This is a genomic window from Nocardia sp. NPDC052112 (genome assembly GCF_040680135.1).
Taxonomy (GTDB): Bacteria; Actinomycetota; Actinomycetes; order Mycobacteriales; family Mycobacteriaceae; genus Nocardia.
This window is the reverse complement of sequence record NZ_JBFAWD010000010.1, coordinates 240,071-264,437: the sequence shown is the minus strand read 5'-3', so window position 1 is coordinate 264,437 and position 24,367 is coordinate 240,071. Positions and strand designations below refer to the sequence as shown.

Annotated in this window: 22 protein-coding genes; 11 read left to right on the top strand and 11 right to left on the bottom strand. The window is 66.2% G+C overall.

Annotated elements, in window-relative coordinates; translation table 11 throughout:
* Positions 1–40: 40 nt before the first annotated feature.
* Entirely contained in the window at positions 41–466 is a 426-nt protein-coding gene (locus AB0L58_RS21625; RefSeq protein ID WP_364389197.1) for a hypothetical protein, read from the bottom strand.
* A gap of 158 nt (positions 467–624) precedes the next feature.
* Here AB0L58_RS21625 and AB0L58_RS21620 point away from each other — a divergent pair, with 158 nt between their 5' ends.
* From AB0L58_RS21620 to AB0L58_RS21610, 3 genes are all read left to right on the top strand, one after another.
* The gene (locus tag AB0L58_RS21620) at positions 625–1,998 is read left to right on the top strand and encodes a histidine kinase (RefSeq protein ID WP_364389196.1); all 1,374 of its coding nucleotides are present in this window, start codon (positions 625–627) and stop codon (positions 1,996–1,998) included.
* Complete coding sequence (locus AB0L58_RS21615; protein WP_364389195.1) at positions 1,995–2,690, top strand: response regulator transcription factor; 696 nt, start codon at positions 1,995–1,997, stop codon at positions 2,688–2,690. Before AB0L58_RS21620 ends, AB0L58_RS21615 begins: the two co-directional genes overlap by 4 nt.
* Positions 2,691–2,760: 70 nt before the next feature.
* On the top strand, positions 2,761–4,788 hold the full coding sequence (locus tag AB0L58_RS21610; RefSeq protein WP_364389194.1) for a protein kinase: 2,028 nt from the start codon (positions 2,761–2,763) through the stop codon (positions 4,786–4,788).
* A 205-nt stretch (positions 4,789–4,993) separates the two neighbouring features.
* Here the strand turns inward: AB0L58_RS21610 and AB0L58_RS21605 are convergent, their stop codons facing one another.
* From AB0L58_RS21605 to AB0L58_RS21575, 7 genes are all read right to left on the bottom strand, one after another.
* Positions 4,994–7,231: a DUF4328 domain-containing protein gene (locus tag AB0L58_RS21605; protein WP_364389193.1), complete on the bottom strand. Its 2,238-nt coding sequence runs from the start codon at positions 7,229–7,231 to the stop codon at positions 4,994–4,996.
* A 599-nt stretch (positions 7,232–7,830) separates the two neighbouring features.
* Positions 7,831–8,631 carry an LLM class flavin-dependent oxidoreductase gene (locus AB0L58_RS21600; protein ID WP_364389191.1) on the bottom strand — a complete coding sequence of 267 codons (801 nt, stop codon included), beginning with the start codon at positions 8,629–8,631 and terminating at the stop codon, positions 7,831–7,833.
* A gap of 257 nt (positions 8,632–8,888) precedes the next feature.
* A complete protein-coding gene (locus AB0L58_RS21595; protein ID WP_364389190.1) occupies positions 8,889–9,503 on the bottom strand; it encodes a class I SAM-dependent methyltransferase in 615 nt (204 codons plus the stop codon).
* A gap of 206 nt (positions 9,504–9,709) precedes the next feature.
* Entirely contained in the window at positions 9,710–9,874 is a 165-nt protein-coding gene (locus AB0L58_RS21590) for a hypothetical protein (RefSeq protein WP_364389189.1), read from the bottom strand.
* Between the two features lie 126 nt (positions 9,875–10,000).
* Positions 10,001–10,627 carry a hypothetical protein gene (locus AB0L58_RS21585; RefSeq protein WP_364389188.1) on the bottom strand — a complete coding sequence of 209 codons (627 nt, stop codon included), beginning with the start codon at positions 10,625–10,627 and terminating at the stop codon, positions 10,001–10,003.
* Complete coding sequence (locus AB0L58_RS21580; RefSeq protein ID WP_364389186.1) at positions 10,627–11,646, bottom strand: hypothetical protein; 1,020 nt, start codon at positions 11,644–11,646, stop codon at positions 10,627–10,629. Before AB0L58_RS21580 ends, AB0L58_RS21585 begins: the two co-directional genes overlap by 1 nt.
* Positions 11,647–12,060: 414 nt before the next feature.
* Entirely contained in the window at positions 12,061–12,564 is a 504-nt protein-coding gene (locus AB0L58_RS21575; protein WP_364389258.1) for a DinB family protein, read from the bottom strand.
* A 740-nt stretch (positions 12,565–13,304) separates the two neighbouring features.
* Here AB0L58_RS21575 and AB0L58_RS21570 point away from each other — a divergent pair.
* The 4 genes from AB0L58_RS21570 to AB0L58_RS21555 all read left to right on the top strand — a co-directional run bounded on the left by AB0L58_RS21570 (position 13,305) and on the right by AB0L58_RS21555 (position 17,377).
* Positions 13,305–14,132: a hypothetical protein gene (locus AB0L58_RS21570; RefSeq protein WP_364389185.1), complete on the top strand. Its 828-nt coding sequence runs from the start codon at positions 13,305–13,307 to the stop codon at positions 14,130–14,132.
* 120 nt (positions 14,133–14,252) lie between these two features.
* Positions 14,253–15,176, top strand: a complete 924-nt coding sequence (locus AB0L58_RS21565; protein WP_364389183.1) for a hypothetical protein — start codon at positions 14,253–14,255, stop codon at positions 15,174–15,176.
* Between the two features lie 68 nt (positions 15,177–15,244).
* Positions 15,245–15,601, top strand: a complete 357-nt coding sequence (locus tag AB0L58_RS21560) for a nitroreductase/quinone reductase family protein (protein WP_364389182.1) — start codon at positions 15,245–15,247, stop codon at positions 15,599–15,601.
* Between the two features lie 519 nt (positions 15,602–16,120).
* Positions 16,121–17,377, top strand: a complete 1,257-nt coding sequence (locus AB0L58_RS21555; RefSeq protein WP_364389257.1) for an FAD-dependent oxidoreductase — start codon at positions 16,121–16,123, stop codon at positions 17,375–17,377.
* Between the two features lie 519 nt (positions 17,378–17,896).
* Here AB0L58_RS21555 and AB0L58_RS21550 read toward each other — a convergent pair.
* The gene (locus AB0L58_RS21550) at positions 17,897–18,787 is read right to left on the bottom strand and encodes an SAM-dependent methyltransferase (RefSeq protein ID WP_364389180.1); all 891 of its coding nucleotides are present in this window, start codon (positions 18,785–18,787) and stop codon (positions 17,897–17,899) included.
* A 560-nt stretch (positions 18,788–19,347) separates the two neighbouring features.
* Between AB0L58_RS21550 and AB0L58_RS21545 the strand changes: the two genes are divergently transcribed.
* On the top strand, positions 19,348–19,755 hold the full coding sequence (locus AB0L58_RS21545) for a hypothetical protein (RefSeq protein WP_364389179.1): 408 nt from the start codon (positions 19,348–19,350) through the stop codon (positions 19,753–19,755).
* Positions 19,756–19,971: 216 nt separating this feature from the next.
* Here the strand turns inward: AB0L58_RS21545 and AB0L58_RS21540 are convergent, their stop codons facing one another.
* On the bottom strand, positions 19,972–20,217 hold the full coding sequence (locus AB0L58_RS21540; RefSeq protein WP_364389256.1) for a DUF6400 family protein: 246 nt from the start codon (positions 20,215–20,217) through the stop codon (positions 19,972–19,974).
* A 1,074-nt stretch (positions 20,218–21,291) separates the two neighbouring features.
* Between AB0L58_RS21540 and AB0L58_RS21535 the strand changes: the two genes are divergently transcribed.
* The 3 genes from AB0L58_RS21535 to AB0L58_RS21525 all read left to right on the top strand — a co-directional run bounded on the left by AB0L58_RS21535 (position 21,292) and on the right by AB0L58_RS21525 (position 23,436).
* Complete coding sequence (locus tag AB0L58_RS21535; RefSeq protein ID WP_364389178.1) at positions 21,292–21,936, top strand: DUF1906 domain-containing protein; 645 nt, start codon at positions 21,292–21,294, stop codon at positions 21,934–21,936.
* Positions 21,933–22,484, top strand: coding sequence for an N-acetylmuramoyl-L-alanine amidase (locus AB0L58_RS21530; protein WP_364389177.1), 552 nt, complete (start codon positions 21,933–21,935; stop codon positions 22,482–22,484). Before AB0L58_RS21535 ends, AB0L58_RS21530 begins: the two co-directional genes overlap by 4 nt.
* A gap of 181 nt (positions 22,485–22,665) precedes the next feature.
* Positions 22,666–23,436 (top strand): hypothetical protein, encoded by a 771-nt coding sequence (locus tag AB0L58_RS21525; protein ID WP_364389176.1) that lies wholly within the window; start codon positions 22,666–22,668, stop codon positions 23,434–23,436.
* A gap of 252 nt (positions 23,437–23,688) precedes the next feature.
* Here AB0L58_RS21525 and AB0L58_RS21520 read toward each other — a convergent pair whose 3' ends face one another.
* Positions 23,689–24,258, bottom strand: coding sequence for a helix-turn-helix domain-containing protein (locus AB0L58_RS21520; RefSeq protein ID WP_364389174.1), 570 nt, complete (start codon positions 24,256–24,258; stop codon positions 23,689–23,691).
* Positions 24,259–24,367 lie beyond the last annotated feature (109 nt).

The window sequence follows — 24,367 nt, the reverse complement described above, 5'->3', positions numbered from 1 at the left end:
CTCAGTTATTCGATCTTGTTCGATTGTGTCGCACGAGGCGTTATCGTGCCATCGCCTCGGCTGCCCGGCCCTGGCGACGATATTGCGCATCGAGCACGGCGCGCAGGGCGGGCTGTTCGGCGGCGAGTTCGAGATAGGCCTCGACTGCGGATTGGCCCTGCACCAGCGCCTGGTCCAATTTCGCGTCGAGATGGATATTCCATCGATATCGCAACGCGAGCAACAGGCCCTCCCGACCGCCGAACAGCCGATCCAGGTCCGGGATCTCCGCGAAGAGGTCGGGACTGGCCGGATCGGTGGCCGCGCGGGTGAGCACGGTGTGCACGATCTCGGTGCGGCGGTGCTGATCTTCCCAGCCATTGCGACTGCTGTGTTGCTCGAATCGATCGCCGTGGCGATTGCTTGCAGGTCGCTCGAAATGATCGCCGTGGCGATTGCTTGCAGGTCGCTCGAAATGATCGGACATGGCATATGCCCTTCCGTGATTTGGTAGATCTCACGCTACGGACGGGAAAATATGGTGTCTTCGTGCCAGGGACGCGAATCGATCTCCTACCGCGGTAGGAGTCGGACCCCGCTCCGAGCACGATGCACCGGTCTCGACCTGGCGGTTAGCCTTACAACATGGATGTGACCCACGCCATCGGCTCGTCGGCGGGCGCCCAACCGGCGATACCGTTCCGCGAGAGTGGGCGCGTCCGGGACCGGTTCGCGGCCTTCGTGCGCGATCCGATCGCGGTCCTGCGCCGCAATCTCGAAGAGTTGCCGTTCGACTACCCGCCCTCGGTGATGATCAGCGCCGATGCGGCCCTGCTCGTGGTCGGTGTGGGCGCGATCATTCAGCGCCACGACTATTTTCCGACCGCGCTGCCGATTCTCGCGCTCATCCTGGTTTTCCTGTCGGTGCCGCTGTTCTGTTTCTTCGGTGTGACCCCGAGCCCGATCCTGCTCGCGGTCTCCGGCCTGGTCGCGACGGCGATCATGCTCACCCAGCCGGTATCGTCCGACTTCTCCCCGTTCATCCTGGTGGTGATGGTCGGCGAGGTCGCGGCGATTGTGCGAAAACGCTTCAGTGCGCTGTTCGCGGTGGTCGCGGTACTCCAGTTGACGGCCTTCGACGCGGCCGGTCATCTGATGTGGAGCGTGACGGGTCAGCGGTTGCAGGGCCTGCAGATGTACATCGTCGGGATCGCACTCGGCTGGCTGGTCGGCGTGATGTTGCAGTACCAGCGCAAATTTCTGTACCAGGAACGCGAGAGCCAGCAGATCCGGGCCGAACGGGCCGCCGACGCGGAACGCAGCCGCATCGCGCGCGAGGTGCACGATGTCATCGCGCATTCGCTGAGCATCACGCTGCTGCATCTGACCGCCGCCCGGCACGCGCTGCAGACCGATCGCGACGTGGACGAAGCGGTGGACGCACTGGTCGATGCCGAGCGACTCGGCAGGCAGGCCATGGCCGATATCCGCCGCACCATCGGCCTGCTGGATGCTCGCCCGTCCAAACTCGTGCCGGAGCCGGGTATTCGCGACATCGATGATCTGGTCGGTGACTTTGCCGGGGCCGGATTGGATGTCCGCTACACCCGTGCCGAGGATTTGTCCGCGGTATCCGCCGCGGTCGGGCTCGCGCTCTATCGGATCGGCCAGGAATCCCTGGCCAATGTGATCAAACATGCGCCCGGCGCGACCGCGACCGTGCTCCTGGAGGTGGACTCGTCGGTGGCCCGGCTGATCGTGAACAATTCGCTGCCCAAGGGATTGCCGCCGGATCTGGGCAGCGGGATGGGACTGTCCGGTATGCGCCAGCGCGCCGATTTGCTCGGCGGCCGCCTCGAGGCCGGGCCCTACGCCGACGGCTGGACGGTGCGCGCCGAGTTCCCGCTGAGTGGCGTGCGAGCCTGGTCGATGTCGTGCGGTCTGCCCGACGTCTTCCATGACGCCGCGACCGCGATGCGTGACATGCGCCGCGACGGTGCGGTGGGGGAGGGCGCGTGACGACAGGGCATGCGGCCGGTGGCGATGAGCCCGTCACCGTTCTGGTCGTCGACGATCAGGAACTCGTGCGCGGTGGGCTGCGGCGCATTCTGCGGCGGCGCGACGGTTTCGTGGTCACCGAATGTGCCGACGGCGACGAGGTGCCGGCCGCGATCGCGGCCAACCGACCCGATGTCGTGCTGATGGATCTGCGCATGAAGCGCGTCGGCGGCATCGACGCGACCCGCATGCTGCGTGCGCGCGACGGGGCGCCGCCGGTGCTGGTGCTCACCACCTTCGACGACGACCAGCTGCTTTCGGGCGCATTGCGGGCCGGGGCGGCCGGATTCATCCTGAAGGATTCACCCGCCGAGGATCTCATCCGGGCGGTCCGCACGGTCGCCGTCGGCGGGGCCTGGCTGGACCCGTCGGTCACCGGTCGGGTGCTCTCGGCATATCGGACGGTCCGCCCCACCGTCACCCGCGACGACAGCCGACTGGCCGAACTCACCGCGCGCGAGTACGAGGTGCTCGAATTGATCGGGCGCGGGCGCGTCAATGCCGAGATCGCACGTGATCTCGGTATCTCGGAAGTTACCGTCAAGAGCCATGTCGGACATATCTTCGGCAAACTGGAGTTGCGGGATCGCGCCGCCGCGATCGTGTTTGCGTTTGACCACGGGGTGGTCGCACCAGGACAATCCACAGGTTGACGGGCGGCCGGATCGCGCATACCGGTGCTGGTGATGGGCGATCTCGCCCGGGATGTGGAGGAATGACGGGGTGGACGGACCTGGATGGAGAGTCGGTAGTCGGTTCGGGCCGTATGAGCTCAGATCGCTGCTCGGCAAGGGGGGTATGGGCGAGGTCTACGAGGCGTACGACACGGTGAAGGACCGCGTGGTCGCGGTCAAACTGCTGTCGGAGGAACTCGCCAGGGATCCCATCTACCAGGTGCGCTTCCGTCGCGAATCGCAGGCGGCCGCCCGGCTGGCCGAACCGCACATCATCCCGATCCACGACTGGGGCGTGATCGACGGTGTGCTGTTCATAGATATGCGGCTGGTGCCCGGCACCGATCTGCGCGAGGTCCTGCGCAATCAGGGGCCGATGAGCGCCGAGCGGGCGATCGGCATCATCGAGCAGATCGCGGCCGGACTGGACGCCGCGCATGCCGACGGTCTCGTGCACCGCGATGTGAAACCGGCCAATATCTTGGTCACCGAAGCGGATTTCGCCTATCTGGTCGACTTCGGCATCGCCCACATCGAGGGCGACAGTGCGATGACCCAGGCGGGCACGGCCATCGGCTCCTACACCTACATGGCGCCGGAGCGATTCGATTCCGGACCGGTGACCGGTCGCGCCGATATCTACTCACTCGCCTGTGTGCTGTACGAATGCCTGACCGGGGCGACACCGTTCCCGGCCGGGAGCACGAGTGTGCTGATCAGATCGCATCTGACCGAACCGCCGCCGCGGCCGAGCGTGCAGCGACCGGGAATTCCCGCGGCGATGGACGAGGTCATCGCCCGTGGTATGGCCAAGGAGGCCGCCGATCGCTTCCCGACCGCCAGCGATCTGGCGCGTGCGGCCAGGGCCGCACGCGGCACCGTGCCCGCCGCGAATACGCCGACATTGATTGTGCGGCCGCCCGATCCGTCGCGCGGGCCGTCGGATCAGGCTGTGGTGCACCGCAGTGCGGCGGAGCCCGCGGAGGCCGCGACGGGCGCGATTCCGGCGGTCATCCATCCGACTGGACCGACGGTGGTCTCGCCCGCCGATCTGCAGTTCACGCCGTTGCCCCCGCAGCGGCCAGCGGGTCCGCAGTTCGGGACGCCCGGCCTCGCGCGGCCGGTGCGGCCGTTTCCGGATGCGCATTTGTACGAGGAGTCACCGCCGGAGTTTCCGCAGCACATGCCGTCACCACGTTATCCGGGTGACCCGGCGGCACCGCCCACGCGGCGGTATCCGGAACAACCGCAGTATCCCGGTGCGGCGCAGCAGTTTCCGGAGGCGTCGCAAGCCGAGCAGACCCAGCGCTATCCCGAGTCGCATCACCCCGAAACCGGTTATCCGGAACAGAATGGCGCGCAACAGGATTCACCCGCCGCAGAGACGCGCCGCGTCCCGTTACCGCAACCCTTCTCCGGCACACCGCCGTTCGAGCCGCCGCGCGGACCCGCCCATGCGGCGCCCAACCCCTACCGGCCGGCGCCGCAACCGGCCGAATACTCGCCGCCGCAGGCCTATACCGAGTCCGACTACGAAGACGATTACTACGCGCACGATCCCGCCACGGATCCCTATCGGCGGGATCGCTCGGTCCTGTTGCCGATCATGGTCACCGTCTTCGTCATCGTGGTACTCGCGGTCGGCGGTGCCATCGGCTGGCAGGCGCTCAACTCCGGCAAATCCGGGGATTCGACTGTTCAGGCGGGTGCGCAGGTAACTACGACGGCCCCTGTCGGCACCACCGGCGGCGCGACCACACCGCGGTCGAGCTCGACCACCAAGGCCGCACCCACTTCGGTCACCCTCCCCGCGGGAGCGACGAATTGCTCGAACGGCCAACCGGTTTCGGGCAACTACACCCAATCGGCCACCGGATCCTCGGTCACCAGCTGTGGTTTCGCGGAAGCCGTCCGCAAGGCCTACGCCGAATCCGCCGCGACAAACGTCTCGCGCTCAGCCCGCTCGGTAGTGGCAACCAGCCCCGTCACCGGCCAAACCTACACAATGAACTGCGTCGCGGACGGGCAGCTGGTTACTTGCACCGGGGGTGAAAACGCGGTGGTCTACGTCTACTGACACCGCAACCGCGGCGAACACGCAATGAATTCGTGTTCATAGGACGACGCACCGCGCATCGCCCACCTGCTGGCCGCTCTCCCGGTGCAGATCCTGGCCCGCTCGCGGTCGGACCGGGTCATGCGCCGGGCGACCCCGCCACGTCGCCACGACCCGAAAGGCGGCCGGTCACCGAAGCACATCAAATCTCCTGGAGGGCGGCGGATTACAAAGGCGCTGCACGCCACCAATTGACGAGTTCACCTTCGCTGTGGTTATTCCAGGCGGAATAGATCGTGCATTGGCTGCGCGGCGAATCGTCGAAGGACAGGGAAATGGCTGCGCTTGTACCGCTTTCGGCTGCGTGCCAGATGGTCACGGACCCCGCCTGCCGCGGCAGCCCCTCGAGGAAAACGTCTTTACGCCCCGGCGGAACCCCGTATCGCCGACCCTGGCTGCAATAAACTTGGACGGAGGGATTGCGGAGGGACCGCTCCATGGGACAAATGACCATGTTCAGGTCGGTGGAGGAATGCGGGCAAGTGATCCCCCGGTATCCATCCGCCGGCGACGGGATTTGTCCCGGCCTGGAAGGCGGGGGATTGGTGGGGAGCAGGTTCGGGAACAGATCGGCGATCCACTGCACATCGCCCCACGTCTCCGGTGCGGCAGGTGTCGACGTCGCGGCACCTGCGGATCGGGTGGGGGCGGCTGCGGATCGGGCGGATCCGGATCCGTCGAGCGAGTAATACATAACGAGTCCGCCGGCGATGCTGGCGAGAATCGCTAATACAGCGACGACGATGCCGAAAGGGAAGTTCCCGTTGGGGGAGGCGGTCGTCTCGGTCTCTTCGGGCCGCTGCGTCGGGGTGGTTGGTCTCGGCTGTGGTGTCGCCGTGGCTTCGAGGTGCCCGAGTACCTGCGCTGTGGTGAGTCGGGTGCCAGGTTGTCCGGCGAGACAGCCGGTGATGACGAAGCGGAGGCCGCTGTCGGGTATGCCGGTGAGATCCGGTGGCACGGTGCTCATTCGGTGCAGCAGCGTCGCGGCGTTCGCGTCTCCGAACGGGGCGCGGCCGGTGAGCGCATGGGTCAGTACGCCGCCCAGGGCGAACACATCGGATGCGCGTCCAGCCGCTTCGCCGGCGAGCTGTTCCGGCGCGGCGAATGCCGACGGCTCGGCTGGTGGCGTGGTGATACCGAAATCGACTACGCGGGGACCGGTTTCGGTGATGATGACCGACGAGGGCGTCAGGCCGCCGTGCACCAGACCCGCGTCGTGGAGGGCGGACAACGCGCGCGCCACACCCGTGGCGATGGACTCGACCGCCGGTGGTGGCAGCGTTCCGCGTTCGGTGACCAGTTCGTGTAGCGATGGCCCAGCAATGTATGCGGTCGCAATCCACGGCTGCGGCGCATCAGCGTCGGCGTCCAGCACGGCCGGCGCGAAATCGCTGTGCACGGTTCGAGCGACGGCGAACGCGCGAGCGAGCTCGGCGCGTGCGTCGGTACCGGTGGCGTGGTGGTGCACGGTCCGGAGTACGACCTTCGTCATATCGGTGGTGTGCCCCAGATAGCGGTCGCCGACGGCGTCGGAGCCGAGTCGGCCGACAAGCGTGTACGGACCGATCGCGGTGGGATCGGAGTCGCGCATCGGGAGGGTGTGCGGGTTGGGCAGCGCGGACCCGGCGGGCGTGCTCGACTTGACCAGCGACGGTGCGGGACCTGGGTGAGGTGCCGGGGTGGCCGCAGTCGCGGTGCCCAGCTGCGCGGCGGGCCACGGCGTGGTCGCCGGTGTGTGTGTCGCGGGCGCCGAGCCGGTGCCGGGTCGACTGTCCCGGCTGCTCGCGCGGATTCCCTGCCACTGTTGGACTTGGATGATCAACGCGCTCAGGCAGGATGCCGCGACGGCGAATGCGCCGACGCTGAATATCTCCACGATTATCAGCCCCTGCCCGCCAGCCGGGCCGGACGCGTAGACGAAATAGTCGTCGGTCCTTTCCGTCCGCAACTGCGGAGCACTCAACCGCACCGACACAGCGGTGAGAACCCACCCGGCCAGCAGCGCCAACCACCACACAGTGACCAGCACACTCGTGGGACGACCCCGCAAATCCGGCGCGTCCGCCGGGGTACGGGGATCACTCGCACGCACCACATCCGCCAGAATCATGTGCGGGAACCAGAAGTTGACCACCGGGCAGAACCAGCCACCGATCACCCAGCCGATCGGCAGCCGATGCCTGGCCGCGCACAACGCTTCCGCTTTTCGGCGCGCGAGCCACATCCACACGATGACGACAATGCCCGCGCCCAGTAGCAACAACGACGCGACGACACCGGCCAACGAGTCCGACGACCACTCCTTGCGCATCTGCTCGTGGTCTTGCCAGCTTCGTTCGAAATCCGAGAGATCGATCCAGTCGTTGATCACACTGACCGACAGCATGACGACCGCCCCCGCCATCAGCGCGATCGCCGCGAGCCCAAACGCTCGCGTCGGTCGCGCAGTCCTTCCATCACCCGCAAGTGGGGCACGGTGTTGCAATGACATGACAGCGTCCCTTCAGGTACCAGCGATGACAGCCCGAACCCGACCGCTACATCGCCGGGACACGGCACCTGTACTAACCGTCTGAACCCGGAAAACGTTGGGTCGCAACACTCATCACCACCGATCGGTTCCCGCCCCGCCTGCGTGAATCAACTCCCTCGGGCACCTGGGCGCGTGAGGCCCTTCGCTCGCACTGCAGTAACCTACTCCCGAGCTCTCGGTAAATGCCCACGAATGGGAATGCGCATGGGGTGGAACATGTCTCGACCATTGATTCGAACCGTCCGGCCACGCCGGTACAGGCATCCGAATCATGCCACCGACCAGTGCTGAGCCCTCCAGTCCCGCTGTGTGATCGCCCATGGGGTCGTTCGGCGGTAGCGCCGGACCTCTTGTCGACGTGGATCCGTTCGTCGGGGCCTGCCCGGTTTCGGTGCGGGACAGAAGGCGACTCCGTTGCGTCGGCTCACGAAGCTGGTGGGTGGCGCCTCGCATCGTCCGTCGCCGCCCGACTAATGTCCGGTGAGCTCGGCGACGACCGGAGCGAACCTTTCGGCGAAGTCGGCGCCGAAAACGAAGTAGGAGAAGCCGATCTCCTCCCGTCGCCGCTGGATTTCCTCGACGGCGGCCGCCGGGTCATCCGGAAGTATGGTCAGTGCGTCCGCCGCGCGAAGCGGAGCAGGGTCGGTGTCAGGGGGCGCCATGTGCGGCGCGACCGTGTCGCCGATGACCGGCACGGCAAGCGCGAGCTCGATGTCCCCGGTGCGGAAGTCGCCCGCCAGCCGCGCGACCTCGGCCCGGGGCTGATCCCCCAGCGCGAAGGTGACCGTGTCTGCGACCTCGGCCGCCAGTGCCCTGGCCTTCGGACCGAGTACGGCCATCGCCACCGGCGTGCGGCGGTCGGGGCCGTCGAGATCTCGCAGCGTCTCGACGGTCTCACGTACCTGGGCCAGCCGCTCGTTCGGCGGTACGACGGGCAGTCCCTTGTCACGGAGCTCGTCCTCGATTCCCGGTCTGCCGGTGCCGATGCCCATCTCGAAGCGACCGTCGGTCAGTAGCGACAGCGAGTGCGCTTCCCACGCCGTCATCCAGGCCGGTCGTAGCGGAGAGGCATACACCCAGGTGCCCACGCGCAGGTCGGTAAGGGCCGCGACGGTCGCGAGCATGGGGCCGGGCGCCGGTTGCGTGAGAGGGAAGTCGGGCACCAGCAGCGTCGAGTAGCCGCTGTCGGCGATGCGGCGCACGCGATCTCGCCACGTCGGCACGTCGGTCATGAGCGGGGCAACAACCCCGAATCGAAACGGCTTCGTCATGCCTGGACTCCTGTCGATCGGTATATCCAGAGGTATCGACGCCGGATCCACTCGAAATTCATCGGTCCAGCCGAGATCGTGTACACGCTCCTACGAACGCCCTGAACTCGGCAGTAGCGTGCGCTCGGTCGGCCACGGCCGTTGATCTTCCGAGATACCGCGCCGGCCGGTTCGATCATTGCGGCAAGCGACAATAGGTGTTCGGTGGAACGGATAGAGCCCAGTCGGGTTCGGGATCTCTCGGGGCTGGGCGGGGGTCAATCCGCGCGCGAGAAAACCGCCACCAGAAAGTCGGACTCGTCGGTAAATGGACGTAGATCCCACGTCGATAGCCGCAAATCCACCGTGAGTCCGGCGTCCTCGGCGTCTGCCAGGAACTGCGGGAACTCGTAACCTCGACCGGCGCCGAACCCCACAACCACCCGACCGGCTGGGGCGAGATTTCGGGCGAACCCGGCCAGCACTGCCTCCCGGGTGGACGGTGCCAGAAATGTCATCACGTTCCCCGCGCACACGATGACGTCGAAGTCGCCGGCGATCCCACGGCCCGGCAAGTCCAGTTCGGCGAGATCACCGACTATCCAGGTCGGACCGGGATAGTCCTGCTCCGCCGCGGCGATCAACACCGGGTCGACGTCGACGCCGACCACGACGTGACCGGCTCGGTGCAAGTAGCCACCCAGACGGCCCGGACCGCACCCCGCGTCCAGGACTCGGCCACTGCGGTCGAGCATCGCGTCGACCAGCCGCGCCTCCCCGACGATATCCGTGCCTTCGGCCGCCATTGCCCGGAATCGCTCCACGTACCACGTCGAATGCGCAGGGTCAGCAGCAGTGAGCTCTTCCCACTGGCTTGGGGTACGTCCGCTCATGGTCTGTTTCCTCTTCGCTCGGGCCGGCCTCTGGTTCACTGTGCCACCGCCGTGCCGATAGTGAGCGCGCGGCCTGATGGTGCCCGCCGCCGATGCGTTCCGCCCAATCGATCCCCATCATCGGGGCTGGTGATCCGATCCTTTTCGACGCAGTGCCGTGCGGTGGGCCGGCGGGTGCGGCTGACAAGCGCTTGCTGTGCCGGCCGTTAGCGGCGGTCTTGCGGCCATCCCTCTGCGTCGAACACGGCGATGAGGTCCAGGTAGTCGCGCCAGTGCGTCACCTTGCGGTCCTCGACGGTCACGACGGAGACGAAGCGGTTGTTGTAGGGGCGGCCCGTCTGGACCGACGTGCCGTGCACTTCGTACTTCACGACCACCGAGGTCTCGGTGCGGCGACGGGCGATCGATAGCTGGTCGGGAGGAGGCCACCACCGGTGGTGGCGGTGGCGGTGGGTCGGGGTGCACGGCTGAGCGGGCTAGGCGGGCGCAACACCGCGTCAACTCTGAGAATTCGGTGGGAAGGGGGCGCCACGGCCTGCGGGCTGGGACCGGACCAGGGGAATGGGCCTGCCCAGGTCGACCATGTGGGCGGTGGGGATCTGCCGTTCTCGTTCGAGGATCGGGCCGGTGGACTCCGTGCCCAGCGAGACGGTCGCGGTGCAGTCGCCGGGGCCGAGGGCGACGAGGGCGCCGTGGCGGACGGTGGCGGCCAGCGGCTGGATCGCCAGAGTCAGGACGAGCGCGACGGTGACCGAGCCGGCGGACTGCCCGTCGACGAGGATCTCCAGGTTCGGGCGGTAGGTGTGGGCGAGCTCGTGGGCGAGCAGTTCGACGGTTTCCTCGGGGCCGCGCTGGGAGCGGACGGCCGCGGAGCGGAGGCGATCGTAGCCGCGCCAGCCGGCGACCACCGCGTCACCGAGATCGATGTCGAGCAGGCCGTCGACGGCCTCGGCGATTCTGGGCAGGGCGATACCGCGCACCAGGTCGCCGAGCGCTGGTGCGGCCGTGTGCAGTGCGTGGTCGAAGCCGACCTCCCGCAGGCGGGCGGTGAGCTCGGCGCAGCCCATTTCGCGGGATCCGTTGTCGTAGAGCACGGCTCGTGCGGTGAGGGTTTCGGGGAACATCAGCGTCGCACCTCTCGCACGGTCGTGATGGGTTCGGCCCGGTGCACGCGGATCTGCACACGCGGTGGCCGAGCAGGGAAGGTCCGGATGTCCAGGCGGGGGCTCCGGTCCTGATGGACGCGGACCTGCACGTCGGGTACGCGACCCGGGTGTCGGGGGCTGAGTGCCGGGCTGCCGAAGCGAGGGGATTCGGCGGTGCGGCGACCGAACGGTGCAGCGCCGGGTGCCGGGACGCCGGGCTGTGCGGTGTCGGGCTCGCCACGACGGAACGGGGCGGGCCCGGTGGCACGGCTGCTGCCGGGGACGGGGGACTCCGTTGCGCGTGTGCGGCGGCCGAACAGGGCGAGGGCACCAACGATCGCGGCGAGGATCAGGGCGGCACCCACGGCGAGCGGACCGACAGACGATGTCCCTGAGTTGTTCTCGGGGCCCTGTGCGTCCGCGGTCGGTGGTGTGGGATTCGCTTCATCGGGGTCGGAAGTCACGATCGGGTCCGTGGTCACCTTCCGGGCCGCGAGCACGGTGATGGGCTTCGTCGAGGTGATCGAGCTGTCCGCGGTGCAGGTTGCGGTCAGGGTGGACTTGCCCGGTGTGGCGCCGGTGGGCACGCCCACGGTCGTGTCGAACTGGTAGCTCGTGACGGTCACCGTGGTGGCGGAGGTGGCCCAGCCCGGGGTGACGGTCACCTTGCTGCACAGCCAGTTCCCGCCGTGCACAGTGATCGTCGTGCCCTGCACCGCCGTCGACGGAACCTCGAGGATCAGCGTGTAGCCGTCGCGGGTGCCGCTGCCGCTGCCGGTGGTCGTGGTGGTCGGTGACACCTTGCGCACGGTTGTGCTGGTCGGTGGGGGCGGCACCGAGGTCACGCTCGAATTCGGCGGCGGCGCAATCACCGACGGGGCCGCGGCTGCGGGAATTGTGCCGGCGGCGAGGACCGCGGCGAGCACGGCGGCTGCTGTCGCGACCTGCCGGAGGAGAACGCGGCGACCGGATGGGATCGAGGCGGAAGGGATCGTCATGGCTGCGCACTCCGGGAAGCACCCACCGCCGCCCGTCACGGCTGAGGTTGTGAAAGAGAGACGGGAACAACGGGATACGTTGCCCGTCCACGGTAAAGCGGCGCCGACACGGGCGGCAACCGATTTTGCTGATTTCGCGCACAGGCAGCCGCGCTCACGCCGAGTGGAACGCCCCCACAACCGGCCGGCGATGAGTTTCCGTCCCGGCGGACGTCACTACTGTCGTGCCCACCGAAGCCCACGGCGGGGCCTACTAAGCGTAGATCGGCATCAGCGGAGCGTCTGCGCCGCAATCGATCTCGTCGCGCAACCCCGCTCGCCCGGCGGCCTTGTGATGCGTTCGCCGGCTGCGGGCCCGCCACCCACGACCAGCATGTCATGCATCGGTCGAAACCCAGCCACCACCGAACGCGCTCAGCTCGGTAAAGTAGTGCTTGTTGAGATGTCATGTGCCCGAGGCCATTCTGGGGCGTCGGTGCTCGGTGCGGGGGGATGTTCGATCTGCTCGCGGAGGATGTCGCCATGGCCGGCGTGACGTGCGAAGTCCTCGATCGCGAGCAGATAGATGAATCTGAGGCTGACGTCGCCGATGCGGGGATGCGTCCGGATGTCGTCCAGGTCGAATTCGGCGGCGATCACGCGGGAACGGTCGCTGGCGCGCTCGAATTCGGCGATCACATCGGCCAGAGTCTCGTTGTCGTCGACGACGAAACTGGCGTCGCCCGGCGTCGTGCCGCCGTCGCATTCGCTTTTGGGCAGGCCGGCCAGGATGTGCTGGAACCAGATCCGTTCGGCGACTGCGGCGTGCTTTAGTAGTCCGATCGGGGTGGTCATCGACGCAACGAGGCGGCGGCGGGCGTCTCCTTCGGACAGGCCGCGCACTGTGTCGACCAATTCGGCTCGGTTGCGGTCGAGCATGCTCTCGAGCAAGCGGCGTTCGGCACCGGTGGTGATTCGTGGTATCGACCATGTCATTGTCGGCTCGATTCTGTTGGGAAGGGTTGGGTTTGCCTGTCGTACTTGTTGTTTCGGTTTCTCAGCGCCGCCTTCGGCATGGCCGATGACCGGCTGCGGTGGAGGTGGCAAGCGGGTCACGGTCGGATTCGAGAATGCTGCGGTGCGGAGTCGCTGGATTTCGTGGTGTTGGGCGGCGATTCTGGCAAGCGCCCGGACCCGGAAGTCGGTGAGTCCGTCGATCTGCCGCTGGCCTGGGCGAGCCGTTCGCCGAGTGCCCGGTTGTCGGCCTCGTGTCGCAAGATCTGCGCGTCGCGGATGGTCCGGGTGCATCGCGCGCATGGCGTTGCTCGAATTCTATCCTGAGGTGGGTACAGGGCCGGTTCGGCGGGGCCGTCGCGTTGCTCGAGGAGATGCCGGCAGATGGGTTCAGTCAGCGCGTGGAAGCGCTGAAGCTTTGGGAAACAAGCCAGTGCCTCGGGCAGCCGCATGTCGTCAGCCTGAATCTTCTTGGGATTCATCGGTTGGACACCGCCGAACACCACCGACCAGGCGCGTCATCCATGAAAGCCTCCGCCCCAGGAAGCCGACGTGCAGGGAGCGACACCGACCGCTGCTACCCGTGACGATGGTGGCGGGAATACGATCGGCTCTGAGTTGCGGGGCGACGGGGGAGTCCGTTGCGGAATCGAAGGGCTACCGGGATGACCGATTCCGAGCGTGGACCTGATGGTCGGCCTCCGATGTCGGGTGGCGTCGATCCCGCTGCGCGGCAACCGGATCCGCCGACAGGCGGATGGAACGCGCCTTACGGGCCACCTGGCCAGGGATATGGGCCGACACTGTCGTATCCGACACCATCGACCGGCAGCGGCAGCACAGGTTTGATCATCGCCGGTGTTCTCGGGCTGCTGGTGGTGCTGGGGCTAGGTGTGGCGATCGGCATCGTCGTCGGCCGTGGCGACAGTAACAGTGCGTCCGCGGGGGCCTCGGCTACCGGGAAAACAGGGACCTACTCGATGAACGCGGTCACCAACGCCTGCGACCTTGTCGATCCCACGCCGTTGACCAACTGGTCGCCCACGCCGAGCGGTGCACCCGAGCATCGCGAAAGGCGGGCGACCGCCTACGAGAGCGGCGGCCTGAAGTGCGATGCCGGTTACAGCAGCGCAAGCGCCGGTGAGTTCCCCATGAACAAGGCCGGCATGAGTGTCGAGGCCGAATTCACCAACGGTGCGGCGGCGCCCTACTACGACCATTGGCAGCACGCCGATGTCGCCACACCCGAAGCGGAGTCGGCGTCCGGTGCGGTCACCGGAATCGGCAATCAGGGCTACTGGTACTCCGAAGTCAGAGGAAACCTCGTCGCGAACATGGCCTACGTCGTCTGTGTGCAGGACGGCAATGTGTCAGTGCGGGTGAAGATCTCCCTCACGCGTGAGCAGGGTTCTCCCGCGGTGCGGCGGGACGAGCTCGATTCGATCGCCAGGTCCCAGGTCCGCAGGACGCTGGATGGTCTGCGGGAGAAGTAGAGATCGGCGACTCGAGCGGATCGGTGCGGACGGTGTGCACGACCGACGGTGGCCGGAATACGATCGGGTCGGAGTCGAGGTCGACGGGGAGCCCGTTGCACAACCGGAGGGGCTGTGGGGATGACCGATTCCCAGCGCGGACTTGACGATCGGTCGATGCCGGAAGGCGCCGATCCTGCTGTGCGACAACCCGATCCGCCAGTCGGCGGCTGGGGCGTCCCGGACTCGGGTAGGTACACGCCTGCGTCCTGGGCCAACCCCGGTCTGCCCGTTGCCGGGTACGGCCCACCTGGTCCGGGATACGGGCGGCCACCATACCCGCCGCGAACCGGCAGCGGCAGAACGGGTTTGATCGTTGCCGGTGTGCTCGGGCTGGCGGTAGTGCTGTGTCTCGGTGTGGTGATCGGTGTCGTCGTCGGCGACAGAGATAGCGAGTCCGCGACGGCCCCGGCCCTGTCCAGCACCTCGGCCTCGTCCAGTGCGGCTGCGGCCACGACATCCCGTCGGGAACCGGCGCCGGGAATCTATGCGATGAGTGGGATCACCAACGCGTGCGATCTTGTCGACCCCACGCCGTTGCACAGGTGGTCGTCCACCCCGAGGGAAGCCCCTGTGCATCAGGAATTCCCGCCGAATAACTTCGACGGCGGCAACCTGTACTGCGCCATCCGCTACACCAGCCCCTCGACCGTCCCCGACGATGCCACCATCGACGAAGCCGGCATCGGCCTCCAGGCCCAGATCACCGGCGCCGACGCCGCCCCCGCCTACGATCGTTGGAAACAGACCGACACCAGCGCCGCCGGATCGGGGCGGGCCTCGGGCGAGATCACCGGAATCGGCGCCCAGGGCTACTGGCATACCGCGACCACCGACACCAGCAACGGAATGACCTACATCGTGGGCGTGCAGGACAGCAATGTCTCGGTACGAGTGGAAGTCGCTGTCCTGCGCGCGAAGGGCGAACCCCCGGTGAACCGGGACGAGCTCGCCACGATCGCCGAGAACCAAGCCCGCAGGGCGCTGGACGGATTGCAGACGTAGCACGTCGCTGAACGCACGGCGGTCCGCTAGTTTGGTAGTCGATGCCCGTTCGGCGATCAGGAGATGCGATGGAGCTCAAAGCGGTGCTGGGGCCTGTTGCGCGCGGATTCAACGCGGGCGTCATGGCGTTGACGAAGGCACCATGGATCGGGCCTCGGGTGGGCCGGGCGATCACCGAGATCACTTACGTCGGCCGACGTTCCGGACACACCATCAGCACACCGGTGGGCTTTCGACGCTCTGGCGACGAGATCACCATCGCGGTGGGCATGCCAGATCAGAAGACGTGGTGGCGCAACTTTCTCGGCGCTGGCGGCCCTATCTCACTGAAACTGGACGGCGCCGAACGGTCCGGGCACGCCGTCGCCCGACGCGATGACAAGGGCCGCGTCAGCGTCATTGTGCATTTGAACGAGGTCGATTAGCCCACGGCAACCTCACAAGGGCTTACCCGACATAGGTGGCCCAGTGGCGTGAAGTCTTCCTACGGGACTCGAATCGGGTTCGGATTGAGTTTTCGCTGAGGGCAACCGAACACCCGAACATCAACAGCCGCAACAATGATCACCGAGCAACCTATGTTGCTCGGCGAGGGGCTGTCAGACCGTACGGATAGCGTGCCGCCCGAAACCTCGTCGACGTCCTGTGGGCACTGCTGCGCCACGGCCGCCACTTCGCCGACGAACCTCCGAACCTCGCCATATCCGCGAGGACTTGACATCATCATCGAGATTCCTTCACAGAGGTTGAGGTCTCCAGACACTCCCGGGGGATTCAAGTGCGCCGATGGGGCGGCTGTGGTTGATGCGACATATTCAGCTGTGTCCCAAACAAACACATCATGATCACGCGGTGGCCGCCCCACTTCCAGCGCCCTGACCAGCAGCATCAACGATCACGCGGTCCGGTTGGGGTATTAAAATAACGATGTGCAGCGCGCTGCGGTGACCGATCCTTCGCGTGTCGTGGTTCTCGGGTCCGGGTTTGCGGGTCTGTGGGCGGCGCTCGCGGCGGCCCGGCGGCTCGACGAACTCGGTGTGGCAGTCGGGACCGTCGATCTCACGATGATCAGTTCGACGCCGTACCACGACATCCGCGTGCGCGACTATGAGACCGATCTGAGCACATCCCGCATCCCACTGAGCGTTCTTCTCGATCCGGTCGGAATCAAGCACATCGTCGGCGCAGTGACGGCGATCGATGCGCTGGCGCGGGTCGTGGAATCCACCGCGGGCGCTCACGGCTACGACCGGCTGGTGCTTGCATTGGGCAGCCAGGTGGTCAAACCCGATATTCCTGGCCTGCGGGAATTCGGTTTCGACATCGACACCCATGATGCGGCGACCAGACTGCAAGCCCACCTGCGCCGGCTTGCCGAGGGCCCCGCTGACCCGGCGGCCGCGACGGTAGTCGTCGTCGGGGCGGGTTTGACGGGGATCGAAGAGGCGACTGAGCTGCCCGCAATGCTCACCGACGCCTTTGCCGCGCGTGCCGTCGCGCCGCGGGTCATCCTGGTCGACCGCAACCCGTCGGTCGGCTCGGACATGGGTGCATCGGCTCGACCGGTCATCGAGGCGGCGCTGGCCTACATCGGGATCGAGACCAAGTTGGGCGTCGGGGTCGTTGCCGTCGACGAGCGGTGTGTGACGCTCTCCTCGGGTGAAGTGGTGCCCGCCGCCACCGTCGTCTGGTGTGCCGGCATGCTGGCCAATCCGCTGACCGCGGAATTCGGGGTCCACCGTGACCGGCTGGGTCGACTCCCCGTCGACGATTATCTGCGGGTCTGCGGTGTGCCGGGGGTATTCGCCGCGGGTGACGTCGCCGCCGCAAAAATGGACGACGAGCATATGTCGGTGATGTCCTGCCAGCACAGCCGCCCGATGGGCCGGTGGGCCGGATACAACGTCATCGGTGATCTTCTTGGCAAGCCCTTGAAGCCGTTGCGGATCCCTTGGTATGTAACGGTTCTCGATCTGGGACCGGCAGGCGCGGTGTATACCGAGGGCTGGGACCGACACGTGGTCGCGTACGGCGAAGAGGCCAAAGACACCAAGCGCGCCATCAACACTCGGCGTATCTATCCTCCGTTGAACCGCGACCGGGCCGCATTGCTGGCCGCCGCCGCGCCCGAACTGCAGGCCGCGCCCGAGCACGGACCCGAGTCCGCCCATCGACTACCGATCGCGCTGATGGATACGTAATCCGATACAAGAGGCACGATCTCGGTGGTGACGGGTGCCGTCCGCGCAGCACGTGTCTCGCCCCTGCCCGTTCCCCCGGCCACCGGATGCGATGGTCGCTCCGGCGACGCCGACACCAGCATTGCGCCCGACGCAACCACTACCAGCACCGGTCCCGACTCACACCATGATCACGAAGTCCGGCGGAGTCCGCCGCAGTATTCTCAACACGGCACGAGCCTTTCCCAACTGGCCGCGAACCGGAACCGACAGCTACCGGCTCGCCCACACCCGAGCCGCCGTAGACAAATACTGACGTGACCGAGAACACAGCAGCGACACAACAGAACTGGCTGAACTGCTGCAGTTCGACACGACTGGCTCGTTGCCGACCGAACCGCTCGCGCTTGCCCGGACCACTACATCGCCCACACGGGCTACACCGACCACGACATACGCGTCGACCTGCTCCGGTTCACCCTCCTGCTCGGCGGAGACCGAGCGCAGCTGAGGCTGCGCCGGCAAGGACTTGCGGGACCCTCAGCGGCTCGCCCGTAGTAGGCGGACCGGGTGCAGTGCCTCGGGTGGTTCGCCCGCGAATTCCGCGGATCCATCGAGGTACCCAGCGATGAGGTCGGTGGCGGAGTGGTCTTCGATGTCGGTGAAGCCGAGCGCGCGCAACTGTGCGGCGATGTCGTCAGGAGTGAAGTAGCTGAACCAGGGTTCGCCGATAGCTGCCGCTCGATGTGCGCGCGCCTGCATCTGCGCCCGTTCCTCGTCGGTGTCTGCCGACTGTAGGTAGTCGAAGATCACCTCGACCGGCTCGGATTGACGAGCAATGTATTCGAGGGTGGTGCGGGCGGCGTCCTGGGTCAGATAGAAGACGACACCGAGCCACACGAATACGGCCGGATCGGTCCGGCTGAATCCGGCGGCCGCCAATCGTGTTGCCAGTGTGTCGGTTTCGAAGTCGACCGGCACGAAAGTCAACCGCTCGGGCTGGTCGATACCGGAGGCGGCGAGGCGTTGGTGTTTCCACGCTTGGGTAGCGGGATGGTCGACCTCGAATACACGCAGGTCAGGATGTGGGTTGCGGTAGGCGAAGGTATCCAGGCCCGCGCCGAGGATCACGACCTGTCGCACGCCGGCAGCGACGGCCTCGGCCACGCGATCCTCGGCGAAACGGGCACGAGCAGCAAAGAACAGGCGGCGCGGCCGATCACTGACACCCAGCCGCAGGATTCCCGAGCCCACATCGCTGCCGGGACGATCCTCTGTGGGCCGGCCCAATTCGGTCAGCTCGTCCACAGTGACACCCAGCAGACGTGCCGCCAGCGGATCGGTAAGAATCCTTGGCCGGTCAGCAATTTGATGATAGGCACGGGCATAGGCAGTCACGAGCGCGGTCCGGCTGGGTCCCTCGTTGTCCATACACAAGAAGCTACTCACGAACACCACGCGAGCACCCGTGAACTCGACCACACCGGGCGTGGGTCGTCCGCAATCGGATGGCCGGTCCGGTCGACACAGCGACGACCAGGCCTCGGCACCACGATCGCCTCCGGATCTCAGGGCCGTCGACATTCGCGAACGACTCGCCCGACAGACTCCCCTCGAGTGCCGTCGAAATTCACGAACAAACGACGTCACAGATCACGGACGAAGCCAGACGGAGCGGCTGTCACGACTACGGCAGTCGCGGCGATGACTCCGGTCTTATTGCGTGCGGGCGGTCGCACCTGGCGGCGCGGCATCGGGAACTGTCGGCAGTAGGGCGCTGCCGGGAGCGAACGTGAGGGTCGCGGTAGGACTTTCCGAGTCACAGCGATCTCAGGCCGTATGAAGCTGGCGTGTTGATGGCCGGTCGTGGTGTCAGTGGGGGTGTCAGGTGTGTGTCAGGTCGCTGTCAGTTAGTCCGGCGAGAGTGTGTCCATCGAACAAAACGACCGGCACCGACACGGTGCCACAACCGATTTCGAGGAGTACACGAGATGTCTGTCACCATTACCCTGACTGACCAGGACAAGAGCACCCTGCGCACCGCCGCCTATGGTGCGGTGTCGTTGATGGCCGCCGCCGGTGCGCCGCACAAGGGCATCACGCAGGGCTCGATTGTGTTGACTTCGGCCACCGGTCTGGTCGGGCATGTGCTCGCCGCCAAGTCCAAAGACATTCACCTGCCAGGCAAGACCGTCGCCGAACTCGCCGATCAGGTGTTGCCGGGCCTGACCGCGGCGATGGGTCTGCTCGGTGAGCAGTATCCGGAGGAGGCCGAGAATTTCCGCGGTACCGTGCTGGTCGCCGTGGAAGCCGCTGCCCAGTCCGGCAAGGGTGAGTCGAGTCCTGCCGTGGCGGTGATGGTCGGCAAGATCGTGGCGGCTCTGGACGCGGCGGCCTGAGGGGTTCGGGTTCGGCGCGGCACAGGTTGGTCGCGGGGTCCTGTCCGGACCTCGCGACTCGGCCATCGAACCCGGGGGTTGCGGCCGTTGGGAAACGCGCGATATGCGGCAATACTGCGCACCACTGCCCACGAAACTCAGCCGAGAGCCGCAGCAGCTGGGTCACGCCTCACCGGAACTAACACGCCGAGTCATGGTTCGTGCTCGGCGGTGAGATCAGTCGGTGATGCGCGTCGCCCGATCCGGCAGGATCCCGGCCTGGACGAGTTCCTCGTAGATCCGCTGCTGCTCATCGTCGAGATTCGAGTACAACATGTCGTAGGCCAGGTCTTCCTCGGCGAGCACCGCGGCCGGATCCCAGTCGTCACCGAGCGCCGCGACGACGGCGCTGCGCCGTCGTGCCTCGTCCAGCGTGAGGTCGTAAGCAAAATTGTGGTCGGCCATTTGGGCATCTCCAACCAGGTTCTTTCCAAAAACGAATTGACGACGATGCCCAACAACACCGCCTCGGGCAATGACCTGCATCACATTCCATGGTTGGACTTCGTCACATTCGACGCTCGTGCGCTCGCCATTGGCCGTCGCTGGCGCCCGGGTGCTGTTGCCGGCGACTCCGATGCGAACACCCACGCACCGATCGACCCCGAACTGGGCCCTACGACATCAGGGGCCGGTGACGAGCGCGTGATATTCGGCATCAGCGGATACCTGAGCCGCCGCGCATCTCGCCTGCCGAAAACGCTCAGCGACATAACTGTGCGGTCGTTCAAGGATCCGTGCCCAGGTGAGGTGCCCGTTGTGGCTTTTGCAGTCGCTGGCCGCGGTGTTCGCCGGGATCACGCGCTATGTCTGAGCGCGGCGCCACGATAATCGGAAGTGCATGTGGGAGACGCCGATTGATGCATATGTGGAGTACAGACGCTGGTTTCCGGTCTCCCGGTGCGTATGGATGCTCGCTCGAGCGGAAGGCGATGACGCCTCGAACTCCGTTGTGCTAGACGTGGTTTCGGCTCACGCTCGTGCTCAAGACGCAGCGGTGCTGCGCTGGGGGGCCGTCGGCGATCGGGACCGACCCTGCGGCTGTCGTGCAGTCCATCGCAGGTGCACCACGCCCGACCTGGGTGAATGACCTTGTGCTGATGCAATTTTGGGGATTGCACCGCGAATCCTCGATGTGCGTTGTATGCTTCCGGCTGAAACATCGGTACGTTGGAGGGGGCGGAACAAGGTGCGGATTTTCTTCGAATTATCGTGCGTCCCTGTCTGACGCCTTTCGACACGCGCGTAAATCGGTAGCCGAGCTCACGGCGCGGCAGCAACAACGGATCCGGGATAACCCGCCGTTCAACGGTTGGTGTCGTCAGCCTGTCGATCCGCTCGTCCGTCGATCAATTGCGCGGTGTCGTCCGGATCACCACTCTTTGCGTGAACACTCGAGTCACCGGAACATGTGGAAGGACAATACATTTTGCGTATTCAGTGCTGCTTCTGTGCGCAACTCGCGGGCTGCAGTCGTCGGGCGTCCGGAGGATTGTCGTGACTCAGCTGATCGACTTCTCGGCGGCACTTATCGAGCCCGCCGACATCAAGGCCGCCGGCTTCGCCGGCGTGGTCGGATACTTCTCCGAGTCGCGTCCAGGTACCGACTTCGGTGCCAAGCCGCTACGCCGTGACTACTGTGATCGGCTGCGCGATGCGGGACTGGAGATCGTCGCCAACTATCAGTACGGCAAGGGCGAGACCGCGGACTGGCGCGGTGGCTACGACGGCGGTGCCCGGCACGCGGAAACCGCACTGCGCCTGCACTTCGAGGCCGGCGGACCCGGTTATCGTCCGCTGTATGCCCCGGTTGACGACAACCCGAGCCTGGCGGACTGGAACAACCTCATCGCCCCGTTCCTACGCGGCTGGGCGTCGGTTATCGGCCTCGAATGGACCGGCGTCTACTGCAACGCCCGCTGCATCGATTGGGCGCTGGAAGATGATGTGGCGCGGTGGTTCTGGCAACACAACTGGTCCGGTGATCCGTCTATCAATGGAGATCATCCGCAGGCACATCTGCACCAGATCGAGATCGACCAGCGCCAGGTGGATGGCGTCGGCGTCGATGTGAACGAGGCTCTGAAGAACGACTACGGACAGTGGTCGGCTGCTCGCCGACCAGGAGGGGAAAAACCATGACCATGACATCGCCGATGTACAAGGAAGAAGATCAGACCGGCGTCAGCCCGAATTGTGAATCCCGCAACGGCGCGCCGATTCTCTGGTTCCTGCTGCACACGCAGGAGGGAGACGGCAACGCCCAGTCGTTGGCGAACTACCTGCAGAATCCTGACTCCGGAGTGTCTTATCACTACACGGTCGACAACTCCGGCACGGTGATCGGCGTGGTGGATACGGATCTGGCGTCGTGGTCGGTGCTCAGCGGCAACCCGCAATCGATCAACCTGTGCTTCGCGGGCTCGCGGGTCGCGTGGACTCGCGACGAATGGTTCTCGAATATGCAGCGCGGCATCGACTGTGCGGTCTGGATCGCGGTGCAGGACTGCCGCAAGTACGGGATTCCGATCCGCACCATCTCACCGGAAGAACTCGGGAACGACCAGGCCGGAATCGCCGATCACAATGCCTACACGATCGGCAAGCACAACGGTTCGCACACCGACGTGGGCCCGAACTTCCCGTGGGACTATGTGAACTCCAAACTGAGCGAGTATTCCGGCTCCTGACAGGGCTGGATCAGTTCCGAACAGACCATTGCAGCGAGCGGCTACTCGGTCGTGTGGGCTCATGTTCGGAACGCCGTCCCCGGCCGAGGGCGACCCCTGATTTCACGGGTTTCGAATTGCGCACAGGCGGACGATGCTTGCTCTTATGCTCACCAAATTGTCTCTGCCGCACTGTCGTTCGGTGATCGGCACCGTACTGGCGGCCGTGCCGCTGGCGGTGGCCTGCGGGACGGCCGAGGAAAACCATCCGCCGGCCGCCACATCGGCGGTCTCGTCGCGAAGTGCGGCGTCCTCCTCACCGGGTGACGCCGCGCCGACCAGCGAGAATGCGTCGTCAACTCCGATTCGATTCGATTATCAGCCGCTGTGGCCGTTCGGGAGCGCCGCGGATGCGGCCACATGGCAGCAGGCCTACCGGGCGGGCGGGCACCAGCCATGGCATCTTGCTGCCGATCAGGTCGCCCAGACGTTCACGCGCGACTATCTCGGCTACCGGAATGTCGACAAGATCGTGAAAACCGATGTCCGAGAGGACGAGGCGCGGGTGAGCGTCGGATTCGACAACCCCAGCGGCATGACCGCCACCGCGGCCGTGGTGCATTTGGCGCGCTACGGGACGGGTGCGGATGCCCCGTGGGAAGTGGTGGGCACCGAGGACACCACGCTCACCCTCACCACGCCGAGCTACGGGGCGGCGATCACCTCGCCGCTGACCGTCGGTGGCCGCATTACCGGCGCGGACGAAAGCCTGCGTGTGCAGGTCCGCCGCAGCGATCTGTCACAACCTGCGGGTGAGGTATCTGGAATCCCCGCAGGCGGCACCAATTCCCCTTGGACAGTAACAGTTCCGCTGACCGACGCCTGCCCTGGCACGCTCACGATCGCCGTGGCAACGGGCGGTCACACGGCACCGGTCGAACGTTTCGCCGTCACCGGCGCACACTGCAGCTAGTGCTCTGTTCCTGGTTGCCACGGGATTGTCCAACGCCTGCTCGGCGTGGATACCGACGTCGACCAGATCCTGGGGGACGAAAGGGCGGTTTCGAGCGATCGTCGCAACGCCTGACCGGAGTTCATGGTGCCATTCGAACGTCAACCGCCAACGGCGCAGCGGCGGGAGATCAGCGCCGGACCGAGACCGCGTCAGCGGCATGAGCATGCGCCGCGCGGGCGGCGCGATGAGCGCTCCCACGGCGTATTCGCATCAGGGGCGGTGCGCGCGGAGACCGTCGACGAGGATCGACAGCAACCGCGGCCCTCGCGCGTCGAGTTCGGCGTCGTCCAGCCGCGACAGCCAGCTGATGAGCACGATGACGTCGCGGGCTTCGGTGTCGGTGCGGACGCTCCCGGCCGAGCGACCGGCGGCCAGCAGCAGCTCCACCGCCGCACCGATCGGGCCGAGGCTGTGGGCGGCGAGGTCACGCCAGGTCGCTGCCTCGACGGCGGCGAACATGTCGCGCTCGACCCGAGCGTAGGCGGCCACCCGGTCGAACCATACCGCCAACGCGTCCAATGGCTGGTGAGTTGCCAGCAGGCGCGACGATGCCGCGACCAGTTCGTCCACCTCATGGCGGTACACCTCGGCGAGGAGGTCCTCACCCGTGGGGAAGTGCCGATACAGGGTGCCCTGCCCGATGCCGCAGGCCTTCGCGACCGCGTTGAGTTTCAGCTCTCCGGGCTCGCGCACGAGATCGCGTGCCACGCGAAGGATCCGTTCGTGGTTGCGCTGCGCGACCGCCCGCCGCGTTCCGTCGCTCTTGACAGAAGCGGACATGTGTCCGCAACTCCCCGCGTTCGCGCAGCGGCATGAGGGTCACTCGCTCTGGTTGCGGTCGGCGCGCTGCTGCTGTTCTCGTATTCCGCAGTCGGAGTGCATCGGCGTG

Coding starts and splice junctions, on each gene's coding strand:
- AB0L58_RS21625 (WP_364389197.1), bottom strand. CDS start 466: ATGTCCGATCATTTCGAGCGACCTGCAAGCAATCGCCACGGCGATCAT.
- AB0L58_RS21620 (WP_364389196.1), top strand. CDS start 625: ATGGATGTGACCCACGCCATCGGCTCGTCGGCGGGCGCCCAACCGGCG.
- AB0L58_RS21605 (WP_364389193.1), bottom strand. CDS start 7,231: ATGGCGGGGGCGGTCGTCATGCTGTCGGTCAGTGTGATCAACGACTGG.
- AB0L58_RS21600 (WP_364389191.1), bottom strand. CDS start 8,631: ATGACGAAGCCGTTTCGATTCGGGGTTGTTGCCCCGCTCATGACCGAC.
- AB0L58_RS21595 (WP_364389190.1), bottom strand. CDS start 9,503: ATGAGCGGACGTACCCCAAGCCAGTGGGAAGAGCTCACTGCTGCTGAC.
- AB0L58_RS21585 (WP_364389188.1), bottom strand. CDS start 10,627: ATGTTCCCCGAAACCCTCACCGCACGAGCCGTGCTCTACGACAACGGA.
- AB0L58_RS21580 (WP_364389186.1), bottom strand. CDS start 11,646: ATGACGATCCCTTCCGCCTCGATCCCATCCGGTCGCCGCGTTCTCCTC.
- AB0L58_RS21575 (WP_364389258.1), bottom strand. CDS start 12,564: ATGCTCGACCGCAACCGAGCCGAATTGGTCGACACAGTGCGCGGCCTG.
- AB0L58_RS21570 (WP_364389185.1), top strand. CDS start 13,305: ATGACCGATTCCGAGCGTGGACCTGATGGTCGGCCTCCGATGTCGGGT.
- AB0L58_RS21565 (WP_364389183.1), top strand. CDS start 14,253: ATGACCGATTCCCAGCGCGGACTTGACGATCGGTCGATGCCGGAAGGC.
- AB0L58_RS21560 (WP_364389182.1), top strand. CDS start 15,245: ATGGAGCTCAAAGCGGTGCTGGGGCCTGTTGCGCGCGGATTCAACGCG.
- AB0L58_RS21550 (WP_364389180.1), bottom strand. CDS start 18,787: ATGGACAACGAGGGACCCAGCCGGACCGCGCTCGTGACTGCCTATGCC.
- AB0L58_RS21545 (WP_364389179.1), top strand. CDS start 19,348: ATGTCTGTCACCATTACCCTGACTGACCAGGACAAGAGCACCCTGCGC.
- AB0L58_RS21530 (WP_364389177.1), top strand. CDS start 21,933: ATGACCATGACATCGCCGATGTACAAGGAAGAAGATCAGACCGGCGTC.
- AB0L58_RS21520 (WP_364389174.1), bottom strand. CDS start 24,258: ATGTCCGCTTCTGTCAAGAGCGACGGAACGCGGCGGGCGGTCGCGCAG.